This is a genomic window from Allofournierella massiliensis (assembly GCF_964241245.1).
In the GTDB taxonomy this organism is placed as follows: Bacteria; Bacillota; Clostridia; order Oscillospirales; family Ruminococcaceae; genus Allofournierella; species Allofournierella massiliensis.
Map to the genome: position 1 here is coordinate 1 of NZ_CAXSWZ010000031.1, position 23,953 is coordinate 23,953.

24 protein-coding genes are annotated in these 23,953 nt (G+C 54.1%); 10 read left to right on the forward strand and 14 right to left on the reverse strand.

The genetic code is table 11. From position 1 onward, the window contains the following. Positions 1 to 134: 134 nt before the first annotated feature. Positions 135 to 1,769, reverse strand: a complete 1,635-nt coding sequence (gene groL, locus ACESYO_RS13700; RefSeq protein ID WP_058963031.1) for a chaperonin GroEL — start codon at positions 1,767 to 1,769, stop codon at positions 135 to 137. Positions 1,770 to 1,843: 74 nt separating this feature from the next. Then, positions 1,844 to 2,131, reverse strand: coding sequence for a co-chaperone GroES (locus ACESYO_RS13705; protein ID WP_058963032.1), 288 nt, complete (start codon positions 2,129 to 2,131; stop codon positions 1,844 to 1,846). A 522-nt stretch (positions 2,132 to 2,653) separates the two neighbouring features. On the opposite strand from ACESYO_RS13705, the gene ACESYO_RS13710 reads away from it, so the two are divergent. Further along, a complete protein-coding gene (locus ACESYO_RS13710) occupies positions 2,654 to 3,178 on the forward strand; it encodes an ABC transporter permease (protein ID WP_373211302.1) in 525 nt (174 codons plus the stop codon). Positions 3,179 to 3,244: 66 nt separating this feature from the next. Here ACESYO_RS13710 and ACESYO_RS13715 read toward each other — a convergent pair whose 3' ends face one another. After that, positions 3,245 to 4,216, reverse strand: a complete 972-nt coding sequence (locus ACESYO_RS13715) for a diacylglycerol/lipid kinase family protein (protein WP_373210481.1) — start codon at positions 4,214 to 4,216, stop codon at positions 3,245 to 3,247. 171 nt (positions 4,217 to 4,387) lie between these two features. Between ACESYO_RS13715 and ACESYO_RS13720 the strand changes: the two genes are divergently transcribed. Then, positions 4,388 to 5,101, forward strand: a complete 714-nt coding sequence (locus ACESYO_RS13720) for a DUF421 domain-containing protein (protein WP_058963036.1) — start codon at positions 4,388 to 4,390, stop codon at positions 5,099 to 5,101. 69 nt (positions 5,102 to 5,170) lie between these two features. Here ACESYO_RS13720 and ACESYO_RS13725 read toward each other — a convergent pair whose 3' ends face one another. Further along, entirely contained in the window at positions 5,171 to 5,710 is a 540-nt protein-coding gene (locus tag ACESYO_RS13725; RefSeq protein WP_058963037.1) for an NADH peroxidase, read from the reverse strand. A 140-nt stretch (positions 5,711 to 5,850) separates the two neighbouring features. Continuing rightward, positions 5,851 to 6,381, reverse strand: coding sequence for a Gx transporter family protein (locus tag ACESYO_RS13730; RefSeq protein WP_058963038.1), 531 nt, complete (start codon positions 6,379 to 6,381; stop codon positions 5,851 to 5,853). A 224-nt stretch (positions 6,382 to 6,605) separates the two neighbouring features. Between ACESYO_RS13730 and ACESYO_RS13735 the strand changes: the two genes are divergently transcribed. The 5 genes from ACESYO_RS13735 (at position 6,606) to ACESYO_RS13755 (ending at position 12,259) form a co-directional block, all read left to right on the forward strand. After that, positions 6,606 to 7,088, forward strand: a complete 483-nt coding sequence (locus tag ACESYO_RS13735) for a DUF4358 domain-containing protein (protein WP_373210479.1) — start codon at positions 6,606 to 6,608, stop codon at positions 7,086 to 7,088. Between the two features lie 79 nt (positions 7,089 to 7,167). Continuing rightward, entirely contained in the window at positions 7,168 to 8,601 is a 1,434-nt protein-coding gene (locus tag ACESYO_RS13740; protein WP_058963040.1) for an MBOAT family O-acyltransferase, read from the forward strand. Positions 8,602 to 8,614: 13 nt separating this feature from the next. After that, positions 8,615 to 9,772 (forward strand): DHHW family protein, encoded by a 1,158-nt coding sequence (locus ACESYO_RS13745; protein WP_373210477.1) that lies wholly within the window; start codon positions 8,615 to 8,617, stop codon positions 9,770 to 9,772. Between the two features lie 127 nt (positions 9,773 to 9,899). Further along, positions 9,900 to 10,577, forward strand: coding sequence for a winged helix-turn-helix domain-containing protein (locus ACESYO_RS13750; protein ID WP_283128770.1), 678 nt, complete (start codon positions 9,900 to 9,902; stop codon positions 10,575 to 10,577). Further along, the gene (locus tag ACESYO_RS13755) at positions 10,574 to 12,259 is read left to right on the forward strand and encodes an ATP-binding protein (protein WP_283128769.1); all 1,686 of its coding nucleotides are present in this window, start codon (positions 10,574 to 10,576) and stop codon (positions 12,257 to 12,259) included. The genes ACESYO_RS13750 and ACESYO_RS13755 overlap by 4 nt, the downstream gene beginning before the upstream one ends. A 93-nt stretch (positions 12,260 to 12,352) precedes the next feature. Here the strand turns inward: ACESYO_RS13755 and ACESYO_RS13760 are convergent, their stop codons facing one another. From ACESYO_RS13760 to ACESYO_RS13790, 7 genes are all read right to left on the reverse strand, one after another. Further along, complete coding sequence (locus ACESYO_RS13760) at positions 12,353 to 14,245, reverse strand: ABC-F family ATP-binding cassette domain-containing protein (protein ID WP_373210475.1); 1,893 nt, start codon at positions 14,243 to 14,245, stop codon at positions 12,353 to 12,355. 22 nt (positions 14,246 to 14,267) lie between these two features. Then, positions 14,268 to 15,215: an alpha/beta hydrolase gene (locus tag ACESYO_RS13765; RefSeq protein ID WP_283128360.1), complete on the reverse strand. Its 948-nt coding sequence runs from the start codon at positions 15,213 to 15,215 to the stop codon at positions 14,268 to 14,270. Further along, the gene (locus tag ACESYO_RS13770) at positions 15,181 to 15,921 is read right to left on the reverse strand and encodes a YjjG family noncanonical pyrimidine nucleotidase (protein WP_317406860.1); all 741 of its coding nucleotides are present in this window, start codon (positions 15,919 to 15,921) and stop codon (positions 15,181 to 15,183) included. Before ACESYO_RS13770 ends, ACESYO_RS13765 begins: the two co-directional genes overlap by 35 nt. 158 nt (positions 15,922 to 16,079) lie before the next feature. After that, the gene (locus ACESYO_RS13775; protein ID WP_283128361.1) at positions 16,080 to 16,316 is read right to left on the reverse strand and encodes a hypothetical protein; all 237 of its coding nucleotides are present in this window, start codon (positions 16,314 to 16,316) and stop codon (positions 16,080 to 16,082) included. A gap of 70 nt (positions 16,317 to 16,386) precedes the next feature. Then, on the reverse strand, positions 16,387 to 17,349 hold the full coding sequence (locus tag ACESYO_RS13780) for an NAD(P)H-dependent glycerol-3-phosphate dehydrogenase (protein ID WP_058963048.1): 963 nt from the start codon (positions 17,347 to 17,349) through the stop codon (positions 16,387 to 16,389). 108 nt (positions 17,350 to 17,457) lie between these two features. Then, the gene (locus tag ACESYO_RS13785) at positions 17,458 to 19,089 is read right to left on the reverse strand and encodes an SGNH/GDSL hydrolase family protein (protein WP_373210473.1); all 1,632 of its coding nucleotides are present in this window, start codon (positions 19,087 to 19,089) and stop codon (positions 17,458 to 17,460) included. Positions 19,090 to 19,122: 33 nt separating this feature from the next. Beyond that, complete coding sequence (locus ACESYO_RS13790; protein WP_058963050.1) at positions 19,123 to 19,779, reverse strand: HAD hydrolase-like protein; 657 nt, start codon at positions 19,777 to 19,779, stop codon at positions 19,123 to 19,125. 154 nt (positions 19,780 to 19,933) lie between these two features. Between ACESYO_RS13790 and ACESYO_RS13795 the strand changes: the two genes are divergently transcribed. Both ACESYO_RS13795 and ACESYO_RS13800 read left to right on the forward strand, forming a co-directional pair. Continuing rightward, complete coding sequence (locus ACESYO_RS13795) at positions 19,934 to 21,373, forward strand: alanine/glycine:cation symporter family protein (protein ID WP_373210472.1); 1,440 nt, start codon at positions 19,934 to 19,936, stop codon at positions 21,371 to 21,373. Between the two features lie 38 nt (positions 21,374 to 21,411). After that, a complete protein-coding gene (locus ACESYO_RS13800; RefSeq protein WP_058963051.1) occupies positions 21,412 to 21,732 on the forward strand; it encodes a DUF1904 family protein in 321 nt (106 codons plus the stop codon). A gap of 68 nt (positions 21,733 to 21,800) precedes the next feature. Here the strand turns inward: ACESYO_RS13800 and ACESYO_RS13805 are convergent, their stop codons facing one another. Together ACESYO_RS13805 and ACESYO_RS13810 are read right to left on the reverse strand one after the other, a co-directional pair. Further along, on the reverse strand, positions 21,801 to 22,373 hold the full coding sequence (locus tag ACESYO_RS13805; protein ID WP_058963052.1) for a chromate transporter: 573 nt from the start codon (positions 22,371 to 22,373) through the stop codon (positions 21,801 to 21,803). Further along, positions 22,370 to 22,939 (reverse strand): chromate transporter, encoded by a 570-nt coding sequence (locus ACESYO_RS13810; protein WP_373210469.1) that lies wholly within the window; start codon positions 22,937 to 22,939, stop codon positions 22,370 to 22,372. The genes ACESYO_RS13805 and ACESYO_RS13810 overlap by 4 nt, the downstream gene beginning before the upstream one ends. 120 nt (positions 22,940 to 23,059) lie before the next feature. On the opposite strand from ACESYO_RS13810, the gene ACESYO_RS13815 reads away from it, so the two are divergent. After that, positions 23,060 to 23,926: a LysR family transcriptional regulator gene (locus ACESYO_RS13815; protein ID WP_058963054.1), complete on the forward strand. Its 867-nt coding sequence runs from the start codon at positions 23,060 to 23,062 to the stop codon at positions 23,924 to 23,926. The last annotated feature ends 27 nt before the right edge of the window (positions 23,927 to 23,953 follow it).

Sequence of the window (23,953 nt, forward strand, 5' to 3'; positions counted from 1 at the left end):
TCCACCTGTCTTCTTGTTTTCAAACAGAAAACCTGCTCTGGCCTGATTGCCAAAGCAGGTTTTTCTACAGGCTGAGACCGGCATGCAAAATTGCATGCCGGTCTTTCGAGCTTTTTATGAGGCTGCTTTGCAGCTTAGTACATGCCGCCCATGCCGCCCATGTCGGGGGCAGCGGGAGCAGCGGCGGGCTGCTCGGGCTCATCGGCAACCAGGCTCTCGGTGGTCAGAACCATGGAAGCAACACTGGCCGCATTCTCCAGAGCGGAACGGGTTACCTTGGTGGGATCCACGATGCCGGCCTCGATCATGTCGCAGTACTGCTCCTTCTGAGCGTCAAAGCCGTAGTTGGACTTGCCGGAGCTCAGGATCTTGTCGATGATAACGCTGCCTTCCAGACCGGCGTTCTGAGCAATCTGGCGCAGAGGAGCTTCCAGAGCCTTCAGCACAATGCGGGCGCCGGTGCGCTCGTCGCCTTCCAGCTCATCGCATACCTTCTGTACAGCGGGGATGGCGTTAATGGCAGCAGTGCCGCCGCCGGCCACAATGCCCTCTTCCACGGCAGCCTTGGTGGCGTTCAGGGCGTCCTCAATGCGCAGCTTCTTGTCCTTCATTTCCACTTCGGTGGCAGCGCCCACGCGGATTACCGCAACACCGCCGGCCAGCTTGGCCAGACGCTCCTGCAGCTTCTCACGGTCGAAATCGCTGGTGGAGCTTTCCATCTGGGCACGGATCTGGTTCACGCGCTCCTTGATCAGCTCCTTGGCACCGGCACCATCCACGATGGTGGTGGTTTCCTTGGTCACCTTGACCTGACGGGCACGGCCCAGCATATCAACAGTGGTCTCCTTCAGGTCGTAGCCCAGCTCCTCGCTGATGACCTGGCCACCGGTCAGAATGGCGATATCCTGCAGCATCTCCTTGCGGCGGTCGCCAAAACCGGGAGCCTTAACGGCCACGCAGGTAAAGGTGCCACGCAGACGGTTCACGATCAGGGTGGACAGAGCCTCGCCCTCAACGTCTTCGGCGATGATGACCAGCTTCTTGCCGCTCTGGACGATCTGCTCCAGCAGGGGCAGGATGTCCTGAATTACACTGATCTTCTTATCGGTGATCAGGATGTAGGCATCGTCGATCACGGCCTCCATCTTCTCGGTATCGGTTACCATGTAGGGAGTGATGTAGCCGCGGTCGAACTGCATGCCTTCCACAACTTCAGAGTAGGTCTCGGCGGTCTTGCTCTCCTCGATGGTGATTACACCGTCGGCAGTAACCTTCTCCATGGCTTCCGCGATCAGTTCGCCGACAGCGGCGTCATCAGCAGAAACAGTGGCAACACGGGCAATGTCCTTGGTGCCGTCTACCTTTTTGCTGTTGGCAGCAAAGGCAGAAACAGCGGCCTTAACAGCCTTCTGCATACCGCGCTTTACATCCATGGGGTTGGCACCGGCAGCAACGTTCTTCATGCCTTCGTGTACCAGAGCCTGCGCCAGAACGGTGGCGGTGGTGGTACCGTCGCCCGCGATGTCATTGGTCTTGGTGGCGACTTCACGCACCAGCTGAGCGCCCATGTTCTCGAACACGTCCTTCAGCTCAATCTCCTTGGCGATGGTAACGCCATCGTTGGTGATCACAGGGCTGCCGAACTTCTTGCCCAGCACCACGTTGCGGCCCTTGGGGCCCATGGTGATGCGGACGGTGTCAGCCAGGGTATCAATACCAGCGGAAAGGGCCTTGCGGGCAGCCTCGCCATGCAGAATTTGTTTTGCCATAATGAATCTCTCCTTTTATTGCAGGATGCGCAGTGCGCATTCGATCAGTCGATGTTTTAACGCAGATCGGAAGATTACTCCTCCACGATGGCCAGAATATCGCTCTGGCGTACGATGGTGCATTCCTCGCCGTCCACCTTCACTTCGGTGCCGGAGTACTTGCTGGTGAGAACCTTATCGCCTACCTTGACGATCATCTCCACTTCCTTGCCATCTACCATGCCGCCGGGGCCAACTGCCAGAACCTCGGCCACCTGGGGCTTCTCCTTGGCGGAACCGGCCAGGATGATGCCGCTCTTGGTGGTTTCTTCGGCTTCAACGGTCTTGATCACAACGCGATCTGCAAGAGGCTTGATTTTCATGGAAGATATCCTCCTATTCAAAATAAATTTTATGATAACAAAAATTTGTTTAGCACTCATTCTCCCTGAGTGCTAATGTATATTTTAGTCGCTCTTCCATCAAAAATCAAGTGGATAAATAAAAAAATTTTTGTGAACAAACCATGATTATGCCCTGTAGAATTCCATTATACCGTTCGCTGCGCTCTTTTTCTGCGCTTCTTCCCTGTTTTTAGCAATACCCGCCTTCGCTTTGCTGAACCTCTTTTGCTTGCGAGTGTCGAAAGAGGAAGGACGCAGAGTATTTTTCCGGGTCGGCCACGGGTATATGGCGACAGCAGCTTTGCCCTTGCGGCCTGGGATCCGACTTGCAGCTGGGAAAACGGTGACACCGTGATGCTGGGAACAGAACGCCTGGAAATTGCAGGGCTTTTGAAATACGATCCTTTTCGTTCCGATGGGTTAACCGGAGGGCAGCTTACTCTGATTGTTTCCGATGAAACTTTTGTCCGTTTGACCGGCATAACCGATTATGCCCTGCTGATGATTCAAACTTCGGCAGATGTGCCGGACGAAACAGTGGAGGCCATCCGCCAGCTGGCGGAGGAAAACGGATGGGCTATGACCGACAGGCGAGAACAGAGCACCCGCGGAACCTATCTGGCCTTTACCGCCTGCGTGTATGGCTTTTTGGGCATTATCGCACTGGTTGCCGTGCTCAACATTGTCAACTGCATTTCCATGAGCGTGACTGCCAGAATCCGACAATACGGCGCAATGCGGGCAGTGGGTATGGATGAACAGCAAATTACCAGAATGCTTGCCGCTCAGGCGTTCACCTATGCCCTGACCGGCTGTGTCTCAGGCTGTGCGGTCGGATTACCACTGAGCCGCTTGCTCTATGGTTTTCTGATTCTGAAGCATTTCCCTTATGCGGTGTGGCAATTCCCGTTCGGCCGTCTGGTCGTGGTTTTTGTGTTTGTGCTTTTTGCAGCCGCAGCAGCAGTCTGGGCGCCTGTCCGGCGGATTCAGCGGATGTCCGTAACCGAAACAGTCAATGAGCTGTAACTTCTTTTTTGTAAAGAAAAACGGCAGCGTGACAGGATCAGCTCCTTCACGCTGCCGTTTTTGGTTTTATCTGTTGAAGACAACATCTTTGCACAATGCGGAAAGTTCTGTATCCAGAACGGAACGAGGCAGCACAATCTGCGCGGCAGCGGGAAGCACATGTGCCCGCAGACTGCTGTAGGGAGCGCACTCCCCGTCTCTCGTTACCACGATGGGACGGCCGTCAAGGGTGTCCAACTGCAGGCGGCGCACCTTTCTGGCCAGAATGATATCGCGATAGGCCGGAGCTACCTGATCCCCCTGCATGTGCAGGCCCTTCTGATAGTCGCCAATCAGGCGGGCAATTTGAAGCCGGCCGATTTTTCGAACCAGAATCAGCTCCAGAAAGCCATCATTCATACAGGCATGAGGTGCAGCCAGAAAGCCGCCCCCGTAGGTGGAGCCGTTGCAGAGCGCAAGCATCAGAAAATCTCCGGTGATGATCTCGTCATCCGCACAGATGCGAAGCCGATGCCCCAGCGGCCCGCTCACTGCCTGAAGGATGGACAGTTTATATGCCATGGAACCACCGCACAGCGGGATACGGCGAAATTTCGGAATGCCGTATGCTACCTGCGCATCCAGTCCGGCGGAGCAGATGGCCACTGCAATCCCCTGATCGGTTTCAATCAGATCCATGGGAACCGCTTCGCCCTGAATCAGATCCTCCAGATTGAGAAATGGCGCGCTGCCGCCGAAGTTTCGCACAAAGTCATTTCCGCTGCCGCAAGGCACGCAGGCAACCTGTGCATTGGCATGGCCATAGGCTCCGCGCAACACCTCATTCAAAGTTCCGTCTCCCCCGCAGGCATACAGCCGAACAGGGCCTTCCTGTTCTGCCTGCCGCTGTGCCAGTTCCACACCATGGCCCGGTTTTTCCGTTAGAAGAATCTGGTAATTCAGATGTTGCTGTGCCGCCGCCTGAATAATCCGCGGAACCAGCAAACCGCTGGCATCCGCCTTGCCGGAAACGGGATTTACAATAAAAACATGCCGCAACGGCTACGCCCTCCTGTCAGCGCATTTAACGCTTTGATATTGATGTGATGCCCTTATTATACAAAATCCAGTCGTCGCCGCCAAGTATTAATGCCGATGAATAACCTGATTCCGGATTGCCCATACTCATTGCAGGACAATGCGGCTGCGCCGCAAGAAAGGCCGGATGTTATGCAGATCTTTGCTGAAGTGGGAAAAATCACCATTACAAGTCTGGTTTCCATCGTGGTTCTGTTTGGTTTGTGTAAGCTGGTTGGACAACGTCAGATCAGCCAGATGAGTCTGTTTGATTATGTAACCAGTATCACCATTGGATCCATTGCCGCCGAACTGGCCACAGATCTGGAAGCCTGGTGGCAACCGCTCACTGCCACCGTAGTGTATGGAGTGGCCGCGCTGTGCATCGACCTGTTCACCTGCAAATCCATTGCACTGCGTCGTTTTTTCAATGGTCGGCCGGTGGTACTGTATCAGAATGGTCGGCTTTATCCGGAAAATCTCCTGCGTGCACGGCTGGATCTGAATGAATTTCTGAGCCAATGCCGCGTGGCAGGCTATTTTGACTTGACTCAACTGGAATCTGCCGTACTGGAAACCAATGGTCAGATCAGCTTTTTGCCGGCTGCGCCCTTCCGCCCTGCTACGCCGTCGGATTTTCAGCTTTCCCCTCAACCCGAGGGTCTTTGGTCTGCGCTGATTCTGGACGGTTCCCCTCTTTGTGAAAATCTGGCCGCTGTGGGGCAAACAATCGGCTGGCTGCAAGAGCAGCTGACCGCCCGGGGATACAAAAGCCCTAAGGAAGTGTTCCTGGCCATGTATGGCCCGCAGGGCCAGCTGAAGGTTTATCCCCGACAATGCCGACCGGAGCACGACTGGTTCGAATGAGTACAAAAAAGGGCGTGCAGCCTTTCAGCTGCACGCCCTTCGTGCGTTTGAATCAGTAACCCGGACCGATTACTTGAAGTAACGGTTCAGCAGGCCCTGCATGCCGCGGCCGTGACGAGCCTCGTCCTTAGCCATCTCGTGAACGGTGTCATGGATAGCATCCAGGCCCAGCTCCTTGGCCTTCTTGGCCAGATCCATCTTGCCGGAGCAAGCGCCGCACTCAGCGTCAACACGCATCTGCAGGTTCTTCTGGGTGCTGTCGGTCAGAACCTCGCCCAGCAGCTCGGCAAACTTGGCAGCATGCTCAGCCTCTTCGAAAGCGTAACGCTTCCAGGCCTCGGCGATCTCGGGGTAACCCTCACGATCAGCAACGCGGCTCATGGCCAGGTACATGCCAACCTCGCTGCACTCGCCGTTGAAGTTCATGCGCAGGCCTTCGATGATCTCCTCGGGAACACCCTCCTTGGCGATGCCAACCACGTGCTCGGTCACGTAGGTGTTCTCGGTCTTCTCAACGAACTTATCCTTGGGGGCCTTGCAAACGGGGCAGAAATCGGGGGCAGCGCCCTCGGCAATGTAACCACATACGGTGCAAACAAACTTGGACATAGTATTCATCCTCCAGTATTTGAATTTTCAGCTCTTGACTCGGAATCGGTCCGTAAATAGGAACCGTTCTTTGTTATAGCTAAAGTATAGCATCAAAGTATAGTTTCGTCAAGCACTATTTTCAGATTATTTTGAAAAAATTACAATTTCTTAATATTAAAGCCCATTCGGCCCAGCGCAGGCAGCAAGGCAGACAGACTGGAGCTGGTTACAAGGCCCATGGCAAGGCCGGAAACAATGAGGACCGGCGCATAGGTCAACGCCAGTGTACTGCTGAGCACAATGCTTGCGCCAATAAGCTGCCCGATGTTATGGGCCAGTGCCCCGCAAACCGACAGAATAAAGTAGGTGATATGCTTGCCGAACAAACGGAACAGAACCCACATCACCAGAAGCGACAGCAGCCCTCCGCACAGCGAAAGAAAGCCGGCCACCACGCCACGGGTAAGCATCACGAAAAAGGATTTGAGCAATGCCAGACTCAATGCCTGTTTGGCCCCCATGAAAAACAGTGCGTACATGACCACAATGTTGGCCAGACCGATTTTCACGCCGGGCATCAGGCCCAGCATGGGGGCAATAGCAGATTCCGCAAACGACAGCGCCATTGCCAGCGCAAACAACAGGCCGGACAGTGCAATCTGCCGTGTCTTATTTTGGGAGGGACGCATGAATTCAATTTCTCCTTATAATGTAATATCAGTGTTTACCGATTTGAGACAATAACAATCCAGTTTGATTGTAAAGTGCCCGGGCAGTTCTGTCAAGCACAAGGTCTTTCTTCTCAGGTGAATAAAGTGTAAATTTTCTGTCAATGCTACCGGTACAGCTTGCAATTCCACTTTATATAGTATAAAATCAATTACATAACTTTCCAGGAAAGGAAGAAGAATCAATGAAAAAACTCATCGCGATTGCTCTGTCTGCCGCTGTTCTTGCTCTTGGGATGGTTGGCTGTGGCGGCCAGGAAAGCAGCAAAGCATATAATCTGAACGACATCGTTACCGCTGTGGAGAGCGCGAACCCCATCGCTAATCCCCGCGACGTGGACGACAATTTCATCACTCTGGATATGCTGCTCACTAAGGACAACATCGAAGAATATGCCGGCAAGGTTTCCAACGATCAGGCCGACAGTGCTCTGATTGTTGCGGTGAAGGCTGTGGAAGGCAAGGGCGATGCGGTCAAGACCGAAATGGAAGCCTATAAGACCAGCATCTCCACCGGCGGCCTGTACGCAGAGTTTGCCGATAAGGAAGCGGCTGCCAAGGACGCTCGCATCGTACAGCAGGGCGACTACGTTGTGATGGTGGTTGCCAACACCAACGGTGCGGATTACAGTGCCATCGACACCGCTCTGGACGAAGCGCTGAAATAACCCCCTCACCAGGACAAAGCTTTTGGCCGGTACCACCAGACGGCGGTATCGGCTTTTTTTGTAAAGGAGTGTCGCAAGCTTGCTGTTCAGTACCATTCTGTTTTTGTTCCGCTTTCTGCCGATCACGCTGGCGCTGTATTACATTGCCCCCTACAAGCTGAAAAACCTGGCGCTGTTTGTCTGCAGCCTGGTGTTCTATTCCTGGGGTGAGGTGCGTTTCTTCCCGGTGATGGTCGTGCTGATCCTCATCAACTATTTCTCCGGTCTTGCCATTGAGCGGTTCGATCACTCGGATAAAATGCGTCGGGTGTTCCTGATTATTTCCATCGTGGGCAGCCTGTCCATGCTGGTGTTCTTCAAGTATACCAACTTTATCATCAGCACCATCAATGCACTTACCGGGATGTCCATTGGTATGGTGGAAGCAGCCACGGTGCTGCCGCTTGGTATCAGCTTCTACACCTTCCAGACCATGAGCTATTCCATCGACGTATACCGCCGGGATGTAAAAGCCGAGCACAATATCATCGATTTCGGCGCGTATGTGGTCATGTTCCCCCAGCTGATTGCCGGCCCCATCGTAAAATACCGCGATGTGGCAGCCCAGCTGCATGTTTATAAAGACCGCTACCGCCTCAAGCAGATCGAGGAGGGCATCTGCCTGTTTGTATTCGGTCTGGCCAAAAAGGTTCTGATTGCAGATACTGTAAGCAAACTGTGGTACGACATCATCGGCACCTACAACGACCAACACATTATCGCTGCCGGCGGCGCCGGTGTTGGCCTGGAAAATGCCAGCACTCCGCTGGTCTGGCTGGGTCTGCTGGCCTATTCCCTGCAGCTGTATTTTGACTTCTCCGGTTACTCGCTGATGGGCATCGGCATGGGCAAGATGCTGGGCTTTGACTTCCCCATGAACTTCAACATGCCCTACATCGCCCGCAGCATCACCGATTTCTGGCGGCGCTGGCACATGACACTGTCCGGCTGGTTCCGGGAATATGTGTACATCCCCCTGGGCGGTAATCGCCGGGGTCTGAAGCGTCAGATCTTCAACATGTTCGTGGTCTGGACTCTGACCGGTATCTGGCACGGTGCCGACTGGAACTTCATCTTCTGGGGCATCTATTACTTCATTCTGCTGGCCATCGAAAAAATCTTCCTTTTGAAGAAGCTCCAGACCGGCCGCATCTGGCCCCACATTTACACCCTGTTCCTGGTGGCTGTGGGCTGGGCGCTGTTCGTGGGCAATGAGGATGGCGTGGGCCTGGCCCTTCTGATGCAGAAGCTGTTCATTCCCTCCGGCGGTGTTTCCTGCCTGTACTTCCTGCGCAATTACGGCGTACTGCTGGTGGTGGCGATTATCTGCTGCACCCCGGTGCCCCTGCGCATCTACGACTGGCTGAAAAAGCATACCGTGCTTAAAATCATCGTGGTGTTCGCCCTGCTGCTGATGTGCATTGCCTACATTGTGGCATCCACCAACAGCCCGTTCCTGTATTTCCGTTTCTAAGGGAGGGGATCGCATGAAAGAAAAATTGAAAGAGTTGAAGCAGTATCCCCTGCTGGTGCTGTTTTTCCTGTTTATTTTCTGCTTTATGATCGCGGATGGGCTTTGGCCCAAGCGTGCGGAATCCGAGCTGGAGCGTCGGCCGCTTGCTCAATTCCCCGACTTCAGCTTTTCCAGCCTGGTGAAAAACGAATGGACCGCCGATTACGACGAATACACCAAAGATCAGGTGATTGGGCGTGACGGCTGGCTCAAGGCACAAAGCCTGTGTGAGAGCCTGTTGTTCCAGAAGGAAGAAATCGGCGGTGCAATGATCGGCAAAAATGATGCACTGTTTACCAAGATGTTCGCCCTGACTCCCAATGAAGAAAAGCTGCTGCAGAAAAACACCACTCTGGTGCAGCAGTTCATTGAAAAATTCCCCGGTCAAGTCACCTTCCTGCTGGCTCCCTCCTCCAGCGTGATCAATGCGGAGGAGCTGCCTGCAAACGCACCCATGCTGGATGAGAACGCCCGACTGGACAGCATTTTTGAAACGGTGGGCACAGCGAACAGTCTGGATCTGCGTGATACCTTCACCGCAGCCAAGGATGATATTCAGCTGTATTACGACACCGATCATCACTGGACCAGCTACGGCGCATATCTTGCTTACCAGCAGTTCTGCCAGCTGCGCGGGCTGACCCCCATGGAAGTTACCGAAAGTGACTACACCATTGTACCTGATTTCTACGGCACAACCTATTCCAAGGCATTGTACTGGAAGAGCAAGCCGGATAGTATTGCGTATCTGGATCTGCCCAACACCATGACCGTATGGGAGGTCTCCCCCACCTTTGAGCTTACCGAAAATTTCACTGCCACCATGTACGACAAATCCAAACTGGAAACCGGCGACAAGTATGCCATGTTCCTGTATGGCAACAACGGCTACTCCACCATTGAAGGCGATGGTGAGGGCAGCATTCTGGTGGTGAAGGACAGCTATGCCAACAGCTTCATCCCCTATCTGACCGCAAATTATGCCCGCATCGGGGTAATCGATCCCCGCGGCTTTGGCCTGAGCGTGGCAGACTTTGCGCAGCAGGAAGGCTACGACGAGGTTCTGCTTCTGTTCAACTTCCAGTCCTTTAAGGAAAGCACTTTCCTGAGCTGCCTGAACATTTCCAATTGATCCAACGAAAACGGAGGGGTTTTTGCCCCTCCGTTTTTACGTAGTTTTTACATTGAACTAGTGAAAAGAACGCGCAGATGTTTTATACTTAAAATGAGCAACGATTTTGAGGAGGCCTTGAAAACCTATGATTTATATTCTGGAAGACGACAACAGCATCCGGGAGCTGGTTACTTACACCCTGAATCGTTCCGGCTACGAAGCCAAGGGCTTTGACCTGCCTTCGCTGTTCTGGGCCGAGATGGAAAAACAGATGCCGGATCTTCTTATACTTGATATTATGCTGCCGGAAGAGGATGGCATTCATATTCTGAAGCGCCTGCGGGCAAACTCTGCTACCAGTCAGCTTCCGGTAATCATGCTCACCGCCAAGGGCAGCGAATACGACCGGGTAACCGGGCTGGACAGCGGTGCCGATGATTACATTCCAAAGCCCTTCGGAATGATGGAGCTGGTGGCCCGGGTAAACGCTCTGCTGCGCCGTGCCAAACCCCGTACCGCCCCGGATGAGTATCAGGTGGGTGCAATTGAGCTGTTCCCCGCCCGCCATCAGGTGCTGGTAAACAAAGAGGAAATCTCGCTGACCCACAAGGAATTCGAACTGCTCAGCGTTTTGATGCAGCAGCCCGGTATTGTTTTTACCCGGGAAAAACTGCTCAATCAGATCTGGGGCTACACCTTTGAGGCGGAAAGCCGCACGGTGGATGTGCATATTCGAACTCTGCGCCAGAAGCTGGGTGAATGCGGCAGTTACATCGAGACCGTGCGCGGAACCGGTTACCGCATTCGGGAGAATGGCGTATGACAAAACGAATCTTCAGCGCCATTTTTACAGTTACCCTGTCCACCCTTCTGGTGGGGATGATCATTTTGATTGCCATTCTGATGCCTTATTTCGAGCAGCAGCTGGCAACCGAACTTTCCACAGAGCTGGGGTATCTTTCCCGCGGGGTATCCCAATACGGGGAGGATTTTCTTTCCACCATCGACCCGGGCAGCAGCCGGATCACGCTGATTCGTTCCGACGGAACCGTTTTGTATGACAGCTCTCTGGATGCCTCCACACTGGAAAACCACGCAGACAGAGAGGAAGTTCAGCAGGCCCTTGCAACCGGCACCGGTGAAAGCGTACGTTATTCCACCACTCTGCAGGAAAAAACGCTTTATCGGGCACTTTTACTGCCCAGTGGCGATGTACTGCGCATTGCCTGCACGCACTATTCCAGCATGGGGATCTTTTTGCTGCTGATTCAGCCGATCCTTCTGATTCTGACCTTTGGCGCAGTACTTTCGGCCGTGATTTCCTACAAGGTTTCACACCGCCTGACCCGGCCGCTGAACGAAATTGATCTGGAGCATCCTCAGGTGCCCGAGGATTACGAAGAGCTCACTCCCCTGCTCCGCCGTTTGAACCACCAGAACCGGCAGATCAAGGCTCAGTTAATGGAACTGGGCGAGCAGCAGGAACGGTTTGCTTCCATCACCGAAAACATGAAGGAAGGTTTCCTTGTTCTGGATCGCACCGGCACCGTGCTTTCCCATAACACCAGCGCCGGGCAGCTGCTTCGTGCCGAAGCGCCTCTGATGGGCAGGGATATGACCCATAGCCCCATTGAAGAGCTGAACAGTGCCATTCGTGACGCCCTGGAAGGTCAGCACACCGAAACCCTGATTCCTCTGTTTGGCCGGATGTGCCAGTTGTTCGCCAACCCGGTCTACCAGCAGGATCAGCTTACCGGCACGGTAATTGTGCTGCTGGATGTGACAGAAAAACAGGAACGCGAAACCCTTCGCCGGGAGTTCAGCGCCAACGTTTCCCACGAGCTGAAAACTCCGCTGACCTCCATCTCCGGTATTGCGGAGATCATGAAAAGCGGCCTGATCGATCCCAACGATGTTCCTCACTTTGCGGGCAAGATCTACGATGAATCTCAGCGGCTGATTCACCTTGTGGGAGACATCATCAAACTGTCCCAGCTGGATGAAAACTCCATTCCCTATACCGCAGCTCCGGTGGATTTGCTGGAGCTTGCACAGAACACACGCATTCAACTGGAAAATCCTGCCGCAAAACAGCAGGTAACGCTGCAGGTAGAGGGTGAGCCGGTGGTAATCGAAGGTGTGCTCCCTGTGTTGGACGAAATGCTGTTCAATCTGTGTGATAACGCCATCAAATACAATAAGCCCGGCGGACATGTGTGGGTAAATGTGAAACGAACTCCGGATGGGCCCACCATTTCGGTAAAAGATGACGGAATTGGTATTCCTGCCGAGGATCATGACCGGGTGTTTGAACGGTTCTATCGGGTGGACAAAAGCCACTCCAAGGCAATCGGCGGTACCGGACTGGGGCTCTCGATTGTAAAGCACAGCGCCGCTTATCACAATGCGCGTATTGAATTGGAAAGCGCCCCCGGGAAAGGAACCTGCATCCGCCTGATCTTCCCACCCAGCCGGGAAATGCCTGCCCAAAGTGCAGAAAAATAAGCCCCGGTTGCAACCCGGAACCCTGTTACAAAAAGAACGCTCACTGCAATTTGCAGTGAGCGTTCTTTTGTCATATCCGTTTTTCAGACGAATTTATTCCGCCTGTTCGTACTGTTCCTGTTCTTCCAGCAGTTTTTCCCATTCGTCAAACAGTTCCTGCTGGTGGAATCGGCTGTCTTCCAGCTCGTCGCATTTATCCCGCAAAAGCAGATGATCCCGCAGCACTTCCGGGCTTGCAATCTCATTTTCCAGCTCCACAATATGAGCACCCAGTGTCTCGATTTCCTCTTCCACTGCCTTAATCCGGGTACGCAGCTCTGCTCTGCGGCGGCGCTGCTCCTTTCCGTAGGCGGCTTTTCCGGCCGACGGCTTTTCCTTTTCTTCCCTGGGCGCGGCTGCTACCGGGTCATTCCGGTGCATCATTCGCTCATAGCTGGGGTAAAGCGTTGCGTTTCCGTCTTCCACATACAGAATGGGGCATTCCAGACTGTTCATCAGATAACGGTCATGGGTAATGAGCAGCAGTGTGCCCTCGTAGGCCATCAGAGCCTGCGTCAGGCTCTCGCGGGTATAAATGTCCAAATGGTTGGTGGGCTCGTCCAAGAACAGCAGATTGGGTCGTTCCAGAACAATTTCCGCAAATCGCAGACGGGCCAGCTCACCACCGGACAGAGCACTGCAGCTCTTGAATACTTCTTCTCCCCGGAACCCGAACCGGGCCAGATGATTGCGAACTTCCAGTTCAGTGAAGCGGGGCCACTTATCCCAAATGGCATCAATCACACGGCCGCCCCGACGCATCTGCTGCTGCTCAAAAATGCTGGCCTTTGCGCCGGCACCCAGCCGTACCATTCCGCCGGAAGGCTTACGCTTGCCGTCCAGCACCTGCATCAGGGTGGATTTGCCTGCGCCGTTGGGACCGGCAATAACCAGCCGTTCCCCCCGCAGCACCTGCAGATCAAAGGGATGCAGCAGCACCCGTTCCCCGATCTTCACACTCAGATTCTTGATGGTGAGCAGTTCTTTATAGGGAGTGACGTCAAATTCAAACTTGAAGTTCAGCTGCTGGGGCCCACTGCGGGGCTTTTCGGTGATTTCCATCTTCTCCAGCTGCTTGCGGCGGCTCTGTGCCATTTTGGTGGTGGAGGCACGCACAATGTTTCGGGCGATATAATCCTCCAGCTTCTGGGCCTTGGCAACATCGGCATCGTGCTGCTTTTGCTGAAGTGCTACCGCCGCTTCCTTCTGAGGCAGGTAAGCAGAATAGTTTCCCTTATAACTGGTAAGCTGATGATCCTCCACCTCCCAGATTCGGGTACAGACCGAATCCAGGAAATAGCGGTCGTGGCTGACCACCAGAACCGCGCCGGAATACCCCTTCAGATACTCTTCCAGCCATTCCATGGTGGCAAAGTCCAGATGGTTGGTGGGCTCGTCCAGAATCAACAGATCCGGCCGCTGCAGCAACAGCTTTGCCAGACGCAGTCGGGTGTGCTCGCCGCCGGAAAGCACCGAAACTCCCTTGGTATAGGTTTCCGGCCCAAACGCCATACCACTGAGCACCTTCTTGATCTGGATGTCCATGTGGTAACCGTCCGCTGCATCAATCACTGCCGAAAGCTCCGCATGCTTTGCCAGCAGCTGTGCATCCCCCGGGTTTTTCTCCAGCTTGTTTTCCAGAACCTGCATCTGCTCCATGGCGCTGAGCACCGGTGCAAAGGCACTGCGCATCTCGCCATAGACATCCAGAGTAGGGTCCAGCTTGCTGTTCTGTTCCAGATAACCCAGAGTGACTCCACGGCTGATCTGATATTCGCCCTCATCGGGCAGGTACTCGCCGCACAGTACCTTAAGCAGAGTAGTTTTTCCGGCGCCGTTTTCGCCCACGATGCCGATCCGCTCGCCCTTTTCCACGGTGGTATTGATGTCGTGAAGCACCACCGTGTCGCCAAAGCTTTTTCCTAAATTCTGTAATGATATAAGCATTATGATTCCTTACTGCTCGTGGTTATTCCGCCTGATCCAGGCGTTTTTCCGCCCATGCCAACAGATCCTCGTAAACCTGCTGGCGATTTGTTTCGTTCAGCATCTCATGCCGCCCGCCCGGATACAGTGTAAGGCGAACATCCTTTACACCTGCCTGACGCAGCATTTGTGCCACTTTTTTCACGCCCTTGCCGTAATCGCCCACCGGATCCATGTCACCGGAAAAGAGCCAGATCGGCAGATCCCGTCGGATTTTCTGCGCCCATTGCAGGCTGCTCACCTGCTTCAACGTGCAAAACAGCTCATGAAATGCACTGACTGTAAATATAAAGGTACATTTGGGGTCTGCACTGTACACATCCACAATCTGCTCATCCCGGCTGATCCAGTCATAAGATGTACGGGGGTTGGGGATTTTTTTCAGATAGGTTCCGAAAGCCAGTTTGTTAACTAATTTTGATGTAAAGCTCTTTCCCTTAACAGAAGAAATCCAGTCGCTGAGATGGATTCCGACATTCACCAGCGGGTTCGGCCCACCGGTGCCGCTGATGATCAGCGCATCCATTCCATCCGGATATTCTGCTGCAAACCAGCGGGCAAAGAAACTGCCCATGCTGTGGCCCAGAAGAATCAGGGGAAGCCCCGGATAGCGTTTGCGGGCAAGCAGATTCATGGTGTGCAGATCACGCAGTACATCAAACCGCCCATCCTTTTCACCAAAGTATCCGTCGATTCCGTCTTCCCCACTGGTTTTTCCATGGCCCAGATGGTCGTTGCCGCACACCACGAAACCGTGCTGTGCCATAAACTGCGCGAACTCCCGATAACGTTCAATATGTTCACACATGCCATGACTGATCTGAAGGATCGCTTTTGGCGCGATTTCCGGCATGGTATAGAAGTATCCGGCAATCGTATCCTTGCCGTTGCTGGATTTAAAACTGATGTTTTCGGTTCTTAAGGCCGACATTTTGCAGCTCATCCTCCTCCATCACGATGGAATACAATTCCTGCCAGTTGTGAATGATGTGGGTGGGGCGCTCGCCTTCCTCCGGTTCAGGCTGCTGATGGAAATTACACCAGCAGGTGGCAAGGCCGGCATTCTGGCCACCCTTGATATCCGCACTGAGGCTGTCGCCTACCACCAGGACCCGATCCCGATGTTCAATGCCCAGAGCACGCACCGCCTGATCAAAGAAACGACGATTCGGTTTTTCCACGCCCATCTTTTCGGAAACGAACACTTCATCCATGTAAGGCTCCAGACCGGAATCACGCAGTCGGCTGGCCTGTACGCGGGCCACGCCATTGGAGGCAATGGCCAGCGTTGCAACCTCGGAAAGTTCCCGCACGGCTTCCAGCGCGCCGGGAACAAGATCCGGGTGGCTGCCCAGCCGATCCAGATAATAGGTGCTCATTTCAGCAGCGGAACCTTTTCGATCCAGCTTTTTCAGAAGGCGGGCAAATCGTTCCACCACCAGCTTGTCCCGCTTGATCTGGCCTTTTTCCAATGCGGCCCAGAGCTCTTTGTTAATCTCCACATAAAGCATCTCAGTTTCGTGATCGCTGGGCAGCTCAAAATGCTCCAGTGTTTCCAGAATCGCCTTATGCTCCGCTGCCTCAAAATCCAGCAGCGTGCCATCCATATCCAATAACAAACAATAGTAATGTGCCATGGGTCATTTTCTCCCTTGATAATATTCTGCCTGCTGCCCTGCCGCACAAGGCGGGCTGCGGGTTTCCATTCATTTTATTATCCCTTATTCTGTCCGCTTCGTCAAGCGGGATACACACAAAAGGGCAGAGCGATGCTCTGCCCTTCTGGTGAATTTTCTTACAGCTGCACAATCGGATACGCTTCGGGCTCTTCCTCTTCGGTTTCATCCTCCTGGACATTGCCCGACGGCTGGCAGTTTCTGCACGTATTCCGACAGTTGCATGGCGGATTTTCCTGCGGCGTATCAGTGCCGCTGCCCCATTCAAAGTCGTAGTCGTCCACGCTGCCGTTTGTCACGTTCTCATCACCGGTATTCCATGCGTCGATGATGCTGATGTCAAAACAACTGGCCATACTAAAAAGCACCTCCCCTTTTTTGCCATTGTATGCAGAGACGGGAGCTGCTGTGAGCGGTGAGACAAAATCAGTAGTCGAACTCGCCCTTCACTGTGCGCTGGAACAGGCGGGGCAGCGCATCCTTGGCACTGCAGCCTTCGTACAACATGCTGTAAATGGTCTGGCAAATGGGAAGATCCACCCCATATTCTTTGCCCAGCTTGACCAGGGCCTTCACCGTGGGGGCGCCTTCGGCCAGCTGATCAAAGTGTTCCCCTTTTACAAAGCTTTCGCCAAACTGGCGGTTATGGCTGTGGGCAGAAAAGAGAGTGGCTTCATAATCACCCAGATGGCACAGGCCATAAGCCGAAAGCTCATTGCCACCCATTGCACGAATCAGCCGGGCAATTTCCCGGGCGCCGCGGGCCATAAGAGCGCCTTTCAGGCTGGAATAGCCAATGCCGTCCAGCATACCGGCAGCGATACCGATCACATTCTTCGCGGCGGCACCCACCTCTGTGCCGATCAGATCCCGTCCCTTATACAGGCGGATCAGATCACTGCTCAGATTTTCCACCACATAGTCCGTGGTCTCCGGTTCATCCGAATCCACCACCATGCAGTTGGGAATACCGGCGGAGAAATCCTGCACATGGCCGGGGCCAACCCATACGGCCAAGCGTACCGGCTGGGTTACTTCTTCCCGGAATACCTGGGTCAGGCGTTTGCCGGTTTCCACTTCTATGCCCTTCATGCAGAGAATAAAGGTTTTTCCTGCCACCGGAAGGGCCTGAAGTTTTTTGGCCAGATCACGCAGCTGCTGGGCACTGATGGAGATGATCACCACATCGGCAAATTCCAGCGCTTCGGTCAGATTCTCGGTGAGAAGAAGCGGCTCCGGCAATTCAATGTAGGAATTCTTTCTCTCGGCTTTCAACTGAGCCATTGCCCGGGAACCGGGGCGGCCCCAGAGCATTACTTCATTACGGGCGCTGTGATAACAGGCCAGGAAGGTGCCCCAGCGGCCGCAGCCCAATACAGTCAGTTTCATAACAGGCGTCCTTTCTTGTTGTTTGATTCTTTCAGGAAAAAGGACCCGCCCTGCCGGGCAGAGCGGGTCCTTTTAGCGTATCAGTGACAAAGAGTGATTTCGGCTTGTTTAGCCCTGCTGTCCTTCGGGAGCTGTCGAGGCTGCGGGAGGAACCTCTGTGGGTGTCGGCACTTCCGTGGGCGCAGGCGTGGGCACTGCGGTGGGTTCCGGAGTAGGTACCGGTGTGGGCACCGCAGTCGGAGCCGGAGTAGGTGCGGCAGTGGGTGCAGGTGTGGGTGCGGGCGTGGGCGCTGCTGTGGGCTCCGGAGTGGGAGCCGCTTCCACAACCAGCTTGAAGGTAGCGGAAGAAAGCTTGCCGTTAATGTTAATGGTGGCGGTAATGTCATAGGTTCCGGCCGACCAGCTGCTCTGACCGTAGCTGTAACCGGTCTTGACCTTTTCGCCGTTTACCGTCCACTGCACATTATCATCGGTCACATCGCCGCCTACGGCGCTCACATGCAGGGTATAGCTGGTTCCTTCCTTGATGGTGGCAGAGCTGCCTTCCTTGAAGGAGATGCTCAGCTTGGCGCTGAACATGGCGGTCACATTCACATTCTGCTTGAAGCTCTTATCGGTGCGGGTGGGGCTGGTGTTGCCATCGCTCCACTTCACAAATTCATAGCCATCAGCGGGAACAGCTTTTACGGTAACGCTGTCATCTTTGGTCAGATCCTCAAACTTCAGGCTGGTTTTACCGGAAATGTCACCGCTGGTAAGCGTGCCGCCCACGTTTTTATCCACATTGTACTGGGCGGTGAAGGTCTCATTGGGATCCGGGGTTGCAGTTGCCTGCGTAGAGCCGCTGGAGGTGCCGCCATTGCGCACGCGGGTGGGAATGTTATCGGTATCCGGACGACGATCTTCCGTGCCGGTCCAGGCGTGGGTGCGGGCATAGTCCATAATGCCGTTCAGGGCATCCTTCTTCAGGTGAATGTCACCCTGCTGGTAGTAACGGTCCTGACCATAGCCATCTTCGCCCATCAGCAACTCGGAAATATTGAGGAACTTGTAGCCGTTCTTCTGGCACATTTTCACCAGGGCCAGATTGAATTCGTTGATGGTTTCCTGGCTCATGTTGGGATAATTGCTGTGGTCCTGCGGGATGGGCGGTACCGCTGCCACAATCACATCGCAATAGGGGTATGCGGTGACAATGGCGTTCAGTGCCGACTCGTAACTGCTGGCGAAGCTGTCTGCACTCATGCTGCCGTCCGCATTGTTGGTACCCATCATTACGATGATCCGGCGGGGCTTCATTTTTGCAAGCGCCTCGGGGATAGAGTAAGCTGTGCTGTCGTTCTTGAAGTAGATGGATTTATCGGTGGTCAGCTGCTGGATGCCCAGGCCTTCCACAGCCATCACCTGATCCAGGGGCAGCAGGCCGTTCTGGTAATAGCGATAGGTGTTGGAATCACCCACAAAAATCGTTTCGTTGATATAGGATTCGCCTGCATCATCGGTTTCGCCCAGAACGGTATCCCCATAGGCACTGGCATCAAAACCGGAATCCAGCACTGCCTGGGAAGAACTGGAAGAGGTGCTGGACGGATCCTTCGCGCTGTGAGATGTGTTTACAATGATCACCACAGCCACAATGGTTATGATCAATACCAGTGCACAAATGGCCAGCACAAGCGCGGCCTGCTTCTGCTTGGGGGTTAAGCTGAGATTAGAAGACTTCCTTCTTTTCTTAGCCATGGGTATGCCTCCTTTTTGGTTCTCAAGGTCGTTTTATTCCACATTCAATATGTAATCAGCCAACTGCTGGCAATTCTGTGCCATCAGAACCGGTGCGAAAGGCGCAACCTCCTGTTCGCTGCCGTAGCCGTACATCACTGCCACTGCAGGCACGCCGCAATCTGCTGCGCCCTGCATATCATCTTTTCGGTCGCCCACCATCAATACTCGGGCTCCCTGCAGTTCCGGGCGGTCCAGCACCATGCGCATGACTGCGGTTTTGGTGTCCACACTTTTATCCTCGCTGGCGCCGCCGATAAAATCAAAATAACCGGCCAGACCCTGCTCGTGCAGAATTGGAGTAACCACCACTGTGGGCTTGGATGTGGCGGTATACAACCGCACACCGGCCGCTTTCAGGCGTTCCAGCATGGGGCGAACGCCATCAAACACCTGGCAGCGATGGCAGCCGTCCTGCTCGTAACGATCCCGGTAGATGCGCACCATTTTTTCCACAGTGGCCTCATCGGAGAAGTGTTCGCCAAAGCTGCGCCGCAGCGGCGGCCCCAGATAACGGGTCAGATCAATGCCTGCCGGATCAATTCCCATCTGCCGGAACGTGTATTCCATTGTCGCCAGAATTCCCGGGCTGGAATGGATCAGTGTGCCGTCCACATCAAACAATACTGCGTCATATCGTACCACGATCATACCATCCTTAAACACAATTTTATCTATTATACCACCAAAAAGCCTTATCTACAATCCACCCGCAGCCTTTTTGCCGGTTTTGTGTTCTGCATTGGTCAAATCAGCACATATTATTATGGCAAAAAGCAAAAAGGAGTACGGTATGGGGAATTTTATGGCAGAACATTTCACAGGCTGGCTGGGCTGGTGCAATTCCCTGCTCAGCCGGTTTGCCTGGGGGCCGGCCACTCTCCTTCTGCTGGCTGCCGCCGGACTGATTTTCAGTGTGGGAACGGGCTTTTTCCAACTTCGGCATCTGCCTTTGTGGTGGCGCTCCACACTGGGTGCCTCGCTTTCCGGGCAGGAAAAAGGCAAGCAACCCGGAACCGGCGGAATTACCGGCTTCCAGTCCGCCTGTACAGCCCTGGCCGCAACGCTGGGTACCGGGAATATTGCCGGGGTCGCCACCGCCATTGCGGCCGGAGGGCCCGGCGCCGTGTTCTGGATGTGGATTTCAGCTTTTTTCGGCACCATGACCGGTTATGCGGAAAATCTGCTGGCCGGGCTTTACCGGGGGAAAAACGCCAAGGGTGAGCCCATTGGCGGAGCAATGTTTTATATTGAACAGGGGCTTGGCTGCCGCTGGCTGGCACTTCTGTTTTCATTTTTCTGTATTCTGGGCTCATTGGGTATGGGTGATATGGCTCAGGCAAATTCCATCGCCAGCGGTTTGCAGGATTCCTTTCACATTCCCCCTTTGTTCACCGGTCTGGTCGTTGCCGGAGCAGTGGGCTTTACCATGTTGGGTGGTATCCGGCGTGTGGGGCAGATCACAGAACGGCTGGTTCCCTTTATGGCAATTGGATATACCGCAGCAGCTGTGTGCGTGATTCTTGTGAACTGGCAACGGATTCCCGAAGTGCTGCACAGTATTTTACAACAGGCTTTTTGCTGGAAGTCTGGCCTTGGCGGACTGACGGGATACAGCGTGAAACAGGCGCTGCAGGTTGGCGTTGCGCGAGGGGTGAGCAGCAACGAAGCCGGGCTCGGTTCTTCAGTGATGGCCAATTCCGCCGCCGGCAGCCCGCCGGTGGTTCAGGGAATGTGGGGGATTTTTGAGGTGGCTGTGGATACTCTTCTCATGTGCACCCTCACCGCACTGGCGATTCTGTGTTCTGGCGTATACGATCCCGTGGTGTATTCCGCTGCACTGGGCACCGAAACCTTTGCCGGCCTGCCCAATGGAGCTGCACTGACCGCCGACGCTTTTCGCTCGGTGTTGGGACCGGGCGGCGGTATGCTGATTGCCATCAGTCTGGTGCTGTTTGCCTTTTCCACCCTGCTGGGCTGGAGCTATTACGGCGAACGGGCAGTGGAATATCTGTTTGGTTCCGGCGCAATCGTCCCCTACAAACTGCTGTATCTGGCCTGCATCGTGATTGGCTGTGTGACACGACTGGATCTTGTATGGCAGATCAGCGATACCTTTAATGGGCTCATGGTTCTGCCCAATCTGCTGGCCGTACTCTGGCTTTCGCCGCAGATCTTTGGGGAAACATACCGGTTTTTCCATTCAAAACAGCGGCCTGACTGTACGCAAAGCAGCCCTGTGTGATAGAATAAGGAAAATAAAACAAAAAGGAGCGACCCCGTATGCCCCAGATTACCGTAAAAGGCTTCACCGATTCGCAGATGAAAACCGTAACCCCTGCTTTGAGCCAAAAACTTTCCTCCGCCATTGGCTGCCCGGAGGACTGGCTGATTTTTGAGCTTGTTCCCACCACCTTTTACGCAGGTGGACAGCAGACTGCCGGTTTCCCCATTATTGAGGTTTCCTGGTTCGACCGGGCAGACAATGTTCGGGAAGAGGTCGCCGGCATTTTGCGGGATACCGCCTTTGAACTGGGATATTCCCTGGTGCAGGTGATTTTCACCACACTCCAGCCGGACCGGTTCTATGAATTTGAGACCTGACAACTCAATACCCTTCAATTAAAAAACGAGCCCGGCTGTGAACCGGGCTCGTTTTTATTTTTGTCTGTTTACGCACCTGCAAAGGAGAACACAATGCCCAGCAAAGCGGACAGTGCAATCCAGATTACAGGGTGCAGTTTTTTGGTTTGCGGAATCACCCGGGTAACCACAAGAAGCAGAACCGCAAGAAGAACCGCCTTCCACTGAACCCCCGCCAGAATTCCCGCAGGAACAGCCGTATAGAAGGTAATCACCGCCACTGACAGACCGGAGGCTGCAATCAGACCGGTGGAAGCCGGCCGCAGACAACGGAATGCCGAGTCCACATAACGGTTGGAGCGGAATGCCTTCAGGAACGAGGCAATGATCAGAATGATGATGATCGACGGGGTGATCAGACCCAGCGTGGCGGCCAGAGCACCGGGAACGCCACTGGTGCTGAAGCCCACATAGGTGGCCATATTGATGCCGAGGGGGCCCGGCGTGGATTCCGAAACCGCCACCATATCCATCAGCTGGCCCTGTGTGAACCAGCCGGTTTTATCTGCCATCTGAGAAAGAAACGGCAGGGTGGCCAGACCGCCGCCCACCGCAAACAGGCCGGTTTTAAAGAATTCCCAATACAGCTGCAGCAGGATCATGCTTCCCCCTCCTTTTTACGGCTCGACGTCTTGAACTGCTCCAGACCGATTCCCAGCACAGTGGCCACAACCACAAAGAGAATGGGAGACAGATCGAGAAACAGCGACCCCAGCGTGACTACCATAAAAATCACAAGCGCCAGCCTGCTTTTCACCGAACCCTTCCACAGCTTGCACACTGCATTGAAAATCAGCACGCAGACACACACCCGGATTCCGGCAAAAGCGTTTTTCACCACTGCCAGTTCCGCAAAGATATTGATGAACCCGGCCAGAATCGAAATGATCACCAGCGAAGGGGCAACAACCCCCAGAGTGGCCACAATACCACCCAGAATCCCCGCCTGCTTCTGACCAACAAACGTGGCAGTGTTTACAGCAATGATACCGGGTGTGCATTGCCCCACCGCAAAATAATCGGTGAGCTCCTCGTCTGTTGCCCAGCCGCGTTTCTCCACCACCTCTCTTTGCAGAATGGGCAACATGGCATACCCTCCGCCGAAGGTCAGGCCGCCTACCTGCATGAAGGTGAAAAACAGATCCCAGAGAATCCGTGCTTTCTTCATGGAAAAGATCCCCCCTTGTTTGATTTCACGCTACTATGATAGCACATCATTTAAAATATTGAAAACATTTTATTTGTGTGATATTTATATGTTATCCATATAAATGTTGAGGTGTTTGACATGGAACTGCGTCAGCTTATCTATTTTACAGCCATCGCGCAGGCAGGTACGATCACTGCCGCAGCACAAAAGCTGCATATGTCGCAACCACCGCTCAGCCTGCAGCTTCAAAAGCTGGAGGATGAACTGGGTTGCCCGCTCTTTGAACGGGATACCCGTCATCTTCACTTGACTCCGGCAGGGGAACTCTTTTATGAGCGGGCACAGGCCATTTTACAGCAATGTGCCGACCTGAAACGGGAAATGGCTGATTTGCAGGCCGGCGGCCGAGGACTGCTCCGAATCGGGGTGGTCTCCTCACTGAGCACCAGCCTTTTGCCCCGATGGGTAGCCCGGTTTCATGAACAATATCCTCAGGTACGGTTGGAACTGACCGAACGGGATTCTTTCCGACTGCTGGAGCTGGTGCGCAGCCAGCGGATTGATCTGGCACTGGTTCGCCGTCCCTTTTCCGGGCAGGGGCTGAACATTCACCCCATCTGCAGCGAACCCATGTGTGCTGTGGGGCGGCATCATTTTTTTGACGGAGCGGAGGGCTCCATTTCTCCCATGGCTCTGGCGAACCTGCCGCTGCTATTGTATCGCCGGTGGGAACCTATGCTGATGCGCTTTTTCGCAGAATCCGGATTTGAACCGCAGGTACTCTGCTGCAGTGAAGATTCTCATACCGTGCTCCGCCTGGCCCGGGAAGGGCTTGGCGTGGCATGCACGCCCCTTTCCGCAACCTGTGAGCTCCAGCCCGGCACCGAGATTCATCCTCTTCAGGCAAAAGAGCTGTACAGCGAGATCTGTGCGGTCACACTTCAGGGGCACTACACCGGGGCAGCCGCCCGGAATTTCATCCGTTTCACCCAGGAGGAACAGTAATGCCGGAAAACCTTTACAAATCTTAAG

Coding starts and splice junctions, on each gene's coding strand:
- ACESYO_RS13735 (WP_373210479.1), top strand. CDS start 6,606: ATGAAAAAACTCATCGCGATTGCTCTGTCTGCCGCTGTTCTTGCTCTT.
- ACESYO_RS13785 (WP_373210473.1), bottom strand. CDS start 19,089: ATGGCTAAGAAAAGAAGGAAGTCTTCTAATCTCAGCTTAACCCCCAAG.
- ACESYO_RS13705 (WP_058963032.1), bottom strand. CDS start 2,131: ATGAAAATCAAGCCTCTTGCAGATCGCGTTGTGATCAAGACCGTTGAA.
- ACESYO_RS13790 (WP_058963050.1), bottom strand. CDS start 19,779: ATGATCGTGGTACGATATGACGCAGTATTGTTTGATGTGGACGGCACA.
- ACESYO_RS13765 (WP_283128360.1), bottom strand. CDS start 15,215: ATGTCGGCCTTAAGAACCGAAAACATCAGTTTTAAATCCAGCAACGGC.
- ACESYO_RS13805 (WP_058963052.1), bottom strand. CDS start 22,373: ATGATCCTGCTGCAGCTGTATTGGGAATTCTTTAAAACCGGCCTGTTT.
- ACESYO_RS13745 (WP_373210477.1), top strand. CDS start 8,615: ATGAAAGAAAAATTGAAAGAGTTGAAGCAGTATCCCCTGCTGGTGCTG.
- ACESYO_RS13800 (WP_058963051.1), top strand. CDS start 21,412: ATGCCCCAGATTACCGTAAAAGGCTTCACCGATTCGCAGATGAAAACC.
- ACESYO_RS13725 (WP_058963037.1), bottom strand. CDS start 5,710: ATGTCCAAGTTTGTTTGCACCGTATGTGGTTACATTGCCGAGGGCGCT.
- ACESYO_RS13775 (WP_283128361.1), bottom strand. CDS start 16,316: ATGGCCAGTTGTTTTGACATCAGCATCATCGACGCATGGAATACCGGT.
- groL (WP_058963031.1), bottom strand. CDS start 1,769: ATGGCAAAACAAATTCTGCATGGCGAGGCTGCCCGCAAGGCCCTTTCC.
- ACESYO_RS13810 (WP_373210469.1), bottom strand. CDS start 22,939: ATGAAGAAAGCACGGATTCTCTGGGATCTGTTTTTCACCTTCATGCAG.
- ACESYO_RS13815 (WP_058963054.1), top strand. CDS start 23,060: ATGGAACTGCGTCAGCTTATCTATTTTACAGCCATCGCGCAGGCAGGT.
- ACESYO_RS13710 (WP_373211302.1), top strand. CDS start 2,654: ATGATTCAAACTTCGGCAGATGTGCCGGACGAAACAGTGGAGGCCATC.
- ACESYO_RS13795 (WP_373210472.1), top strand. CDS start 19,934: ATGGCAGAACATTTCACAGGCTGGCTGGGCTGGTGCAATTCCCTGCTC.
- ACESYO_RS13750 (WP_283128770.1), top strand. CDS start 9,900: ATGATTTATATTCTGGAAGACGACAACAGCATCCGGGAGCTGGTTACT.
- ACESYO_RS13780 (WP_058963048.1), bottom strand. CDS start 17,349: ATGAAACTGACTGTATTGGGCTGCGGCCGCTGGGGCACCTTCCTGGCC.
- ACESYO_RS13760 (WP_373210475.1), bottom strand. CDS start 14,245: ATGCTTATATCATTACAGAATTTAGGAAAAAGCTTTGGCGACACGGTG.
- ACESYO_RS13720 (WP_058963036.1), top strand. CDS start 4,388: ATGCAGATCTTTGCTGAAGTGGGAAAAATCACCATTACAAGTCTGGTT.
- ACESYO_RS13730 (WP_058963038.1), bottom strand. CDS start 6,381: ATGCGTCCCTCCCAAAATAAGACACGGCAGATTGCACTGTCCGGCCTG.
- ACESYO_RS13770 (WP_317406860.1), bottom strand. CDS start 15,921: ATGGCACATTACTATTGTTTGTTATTGGATATGGATGGCACGCTGCTG.
- ACESYO_RS13755 (WP_283128769.1), top strand. CDS start 10,574: ATGACAAAACGAATCTTCAGCGCCATTTTTACAGTTACCCTGTCCACC.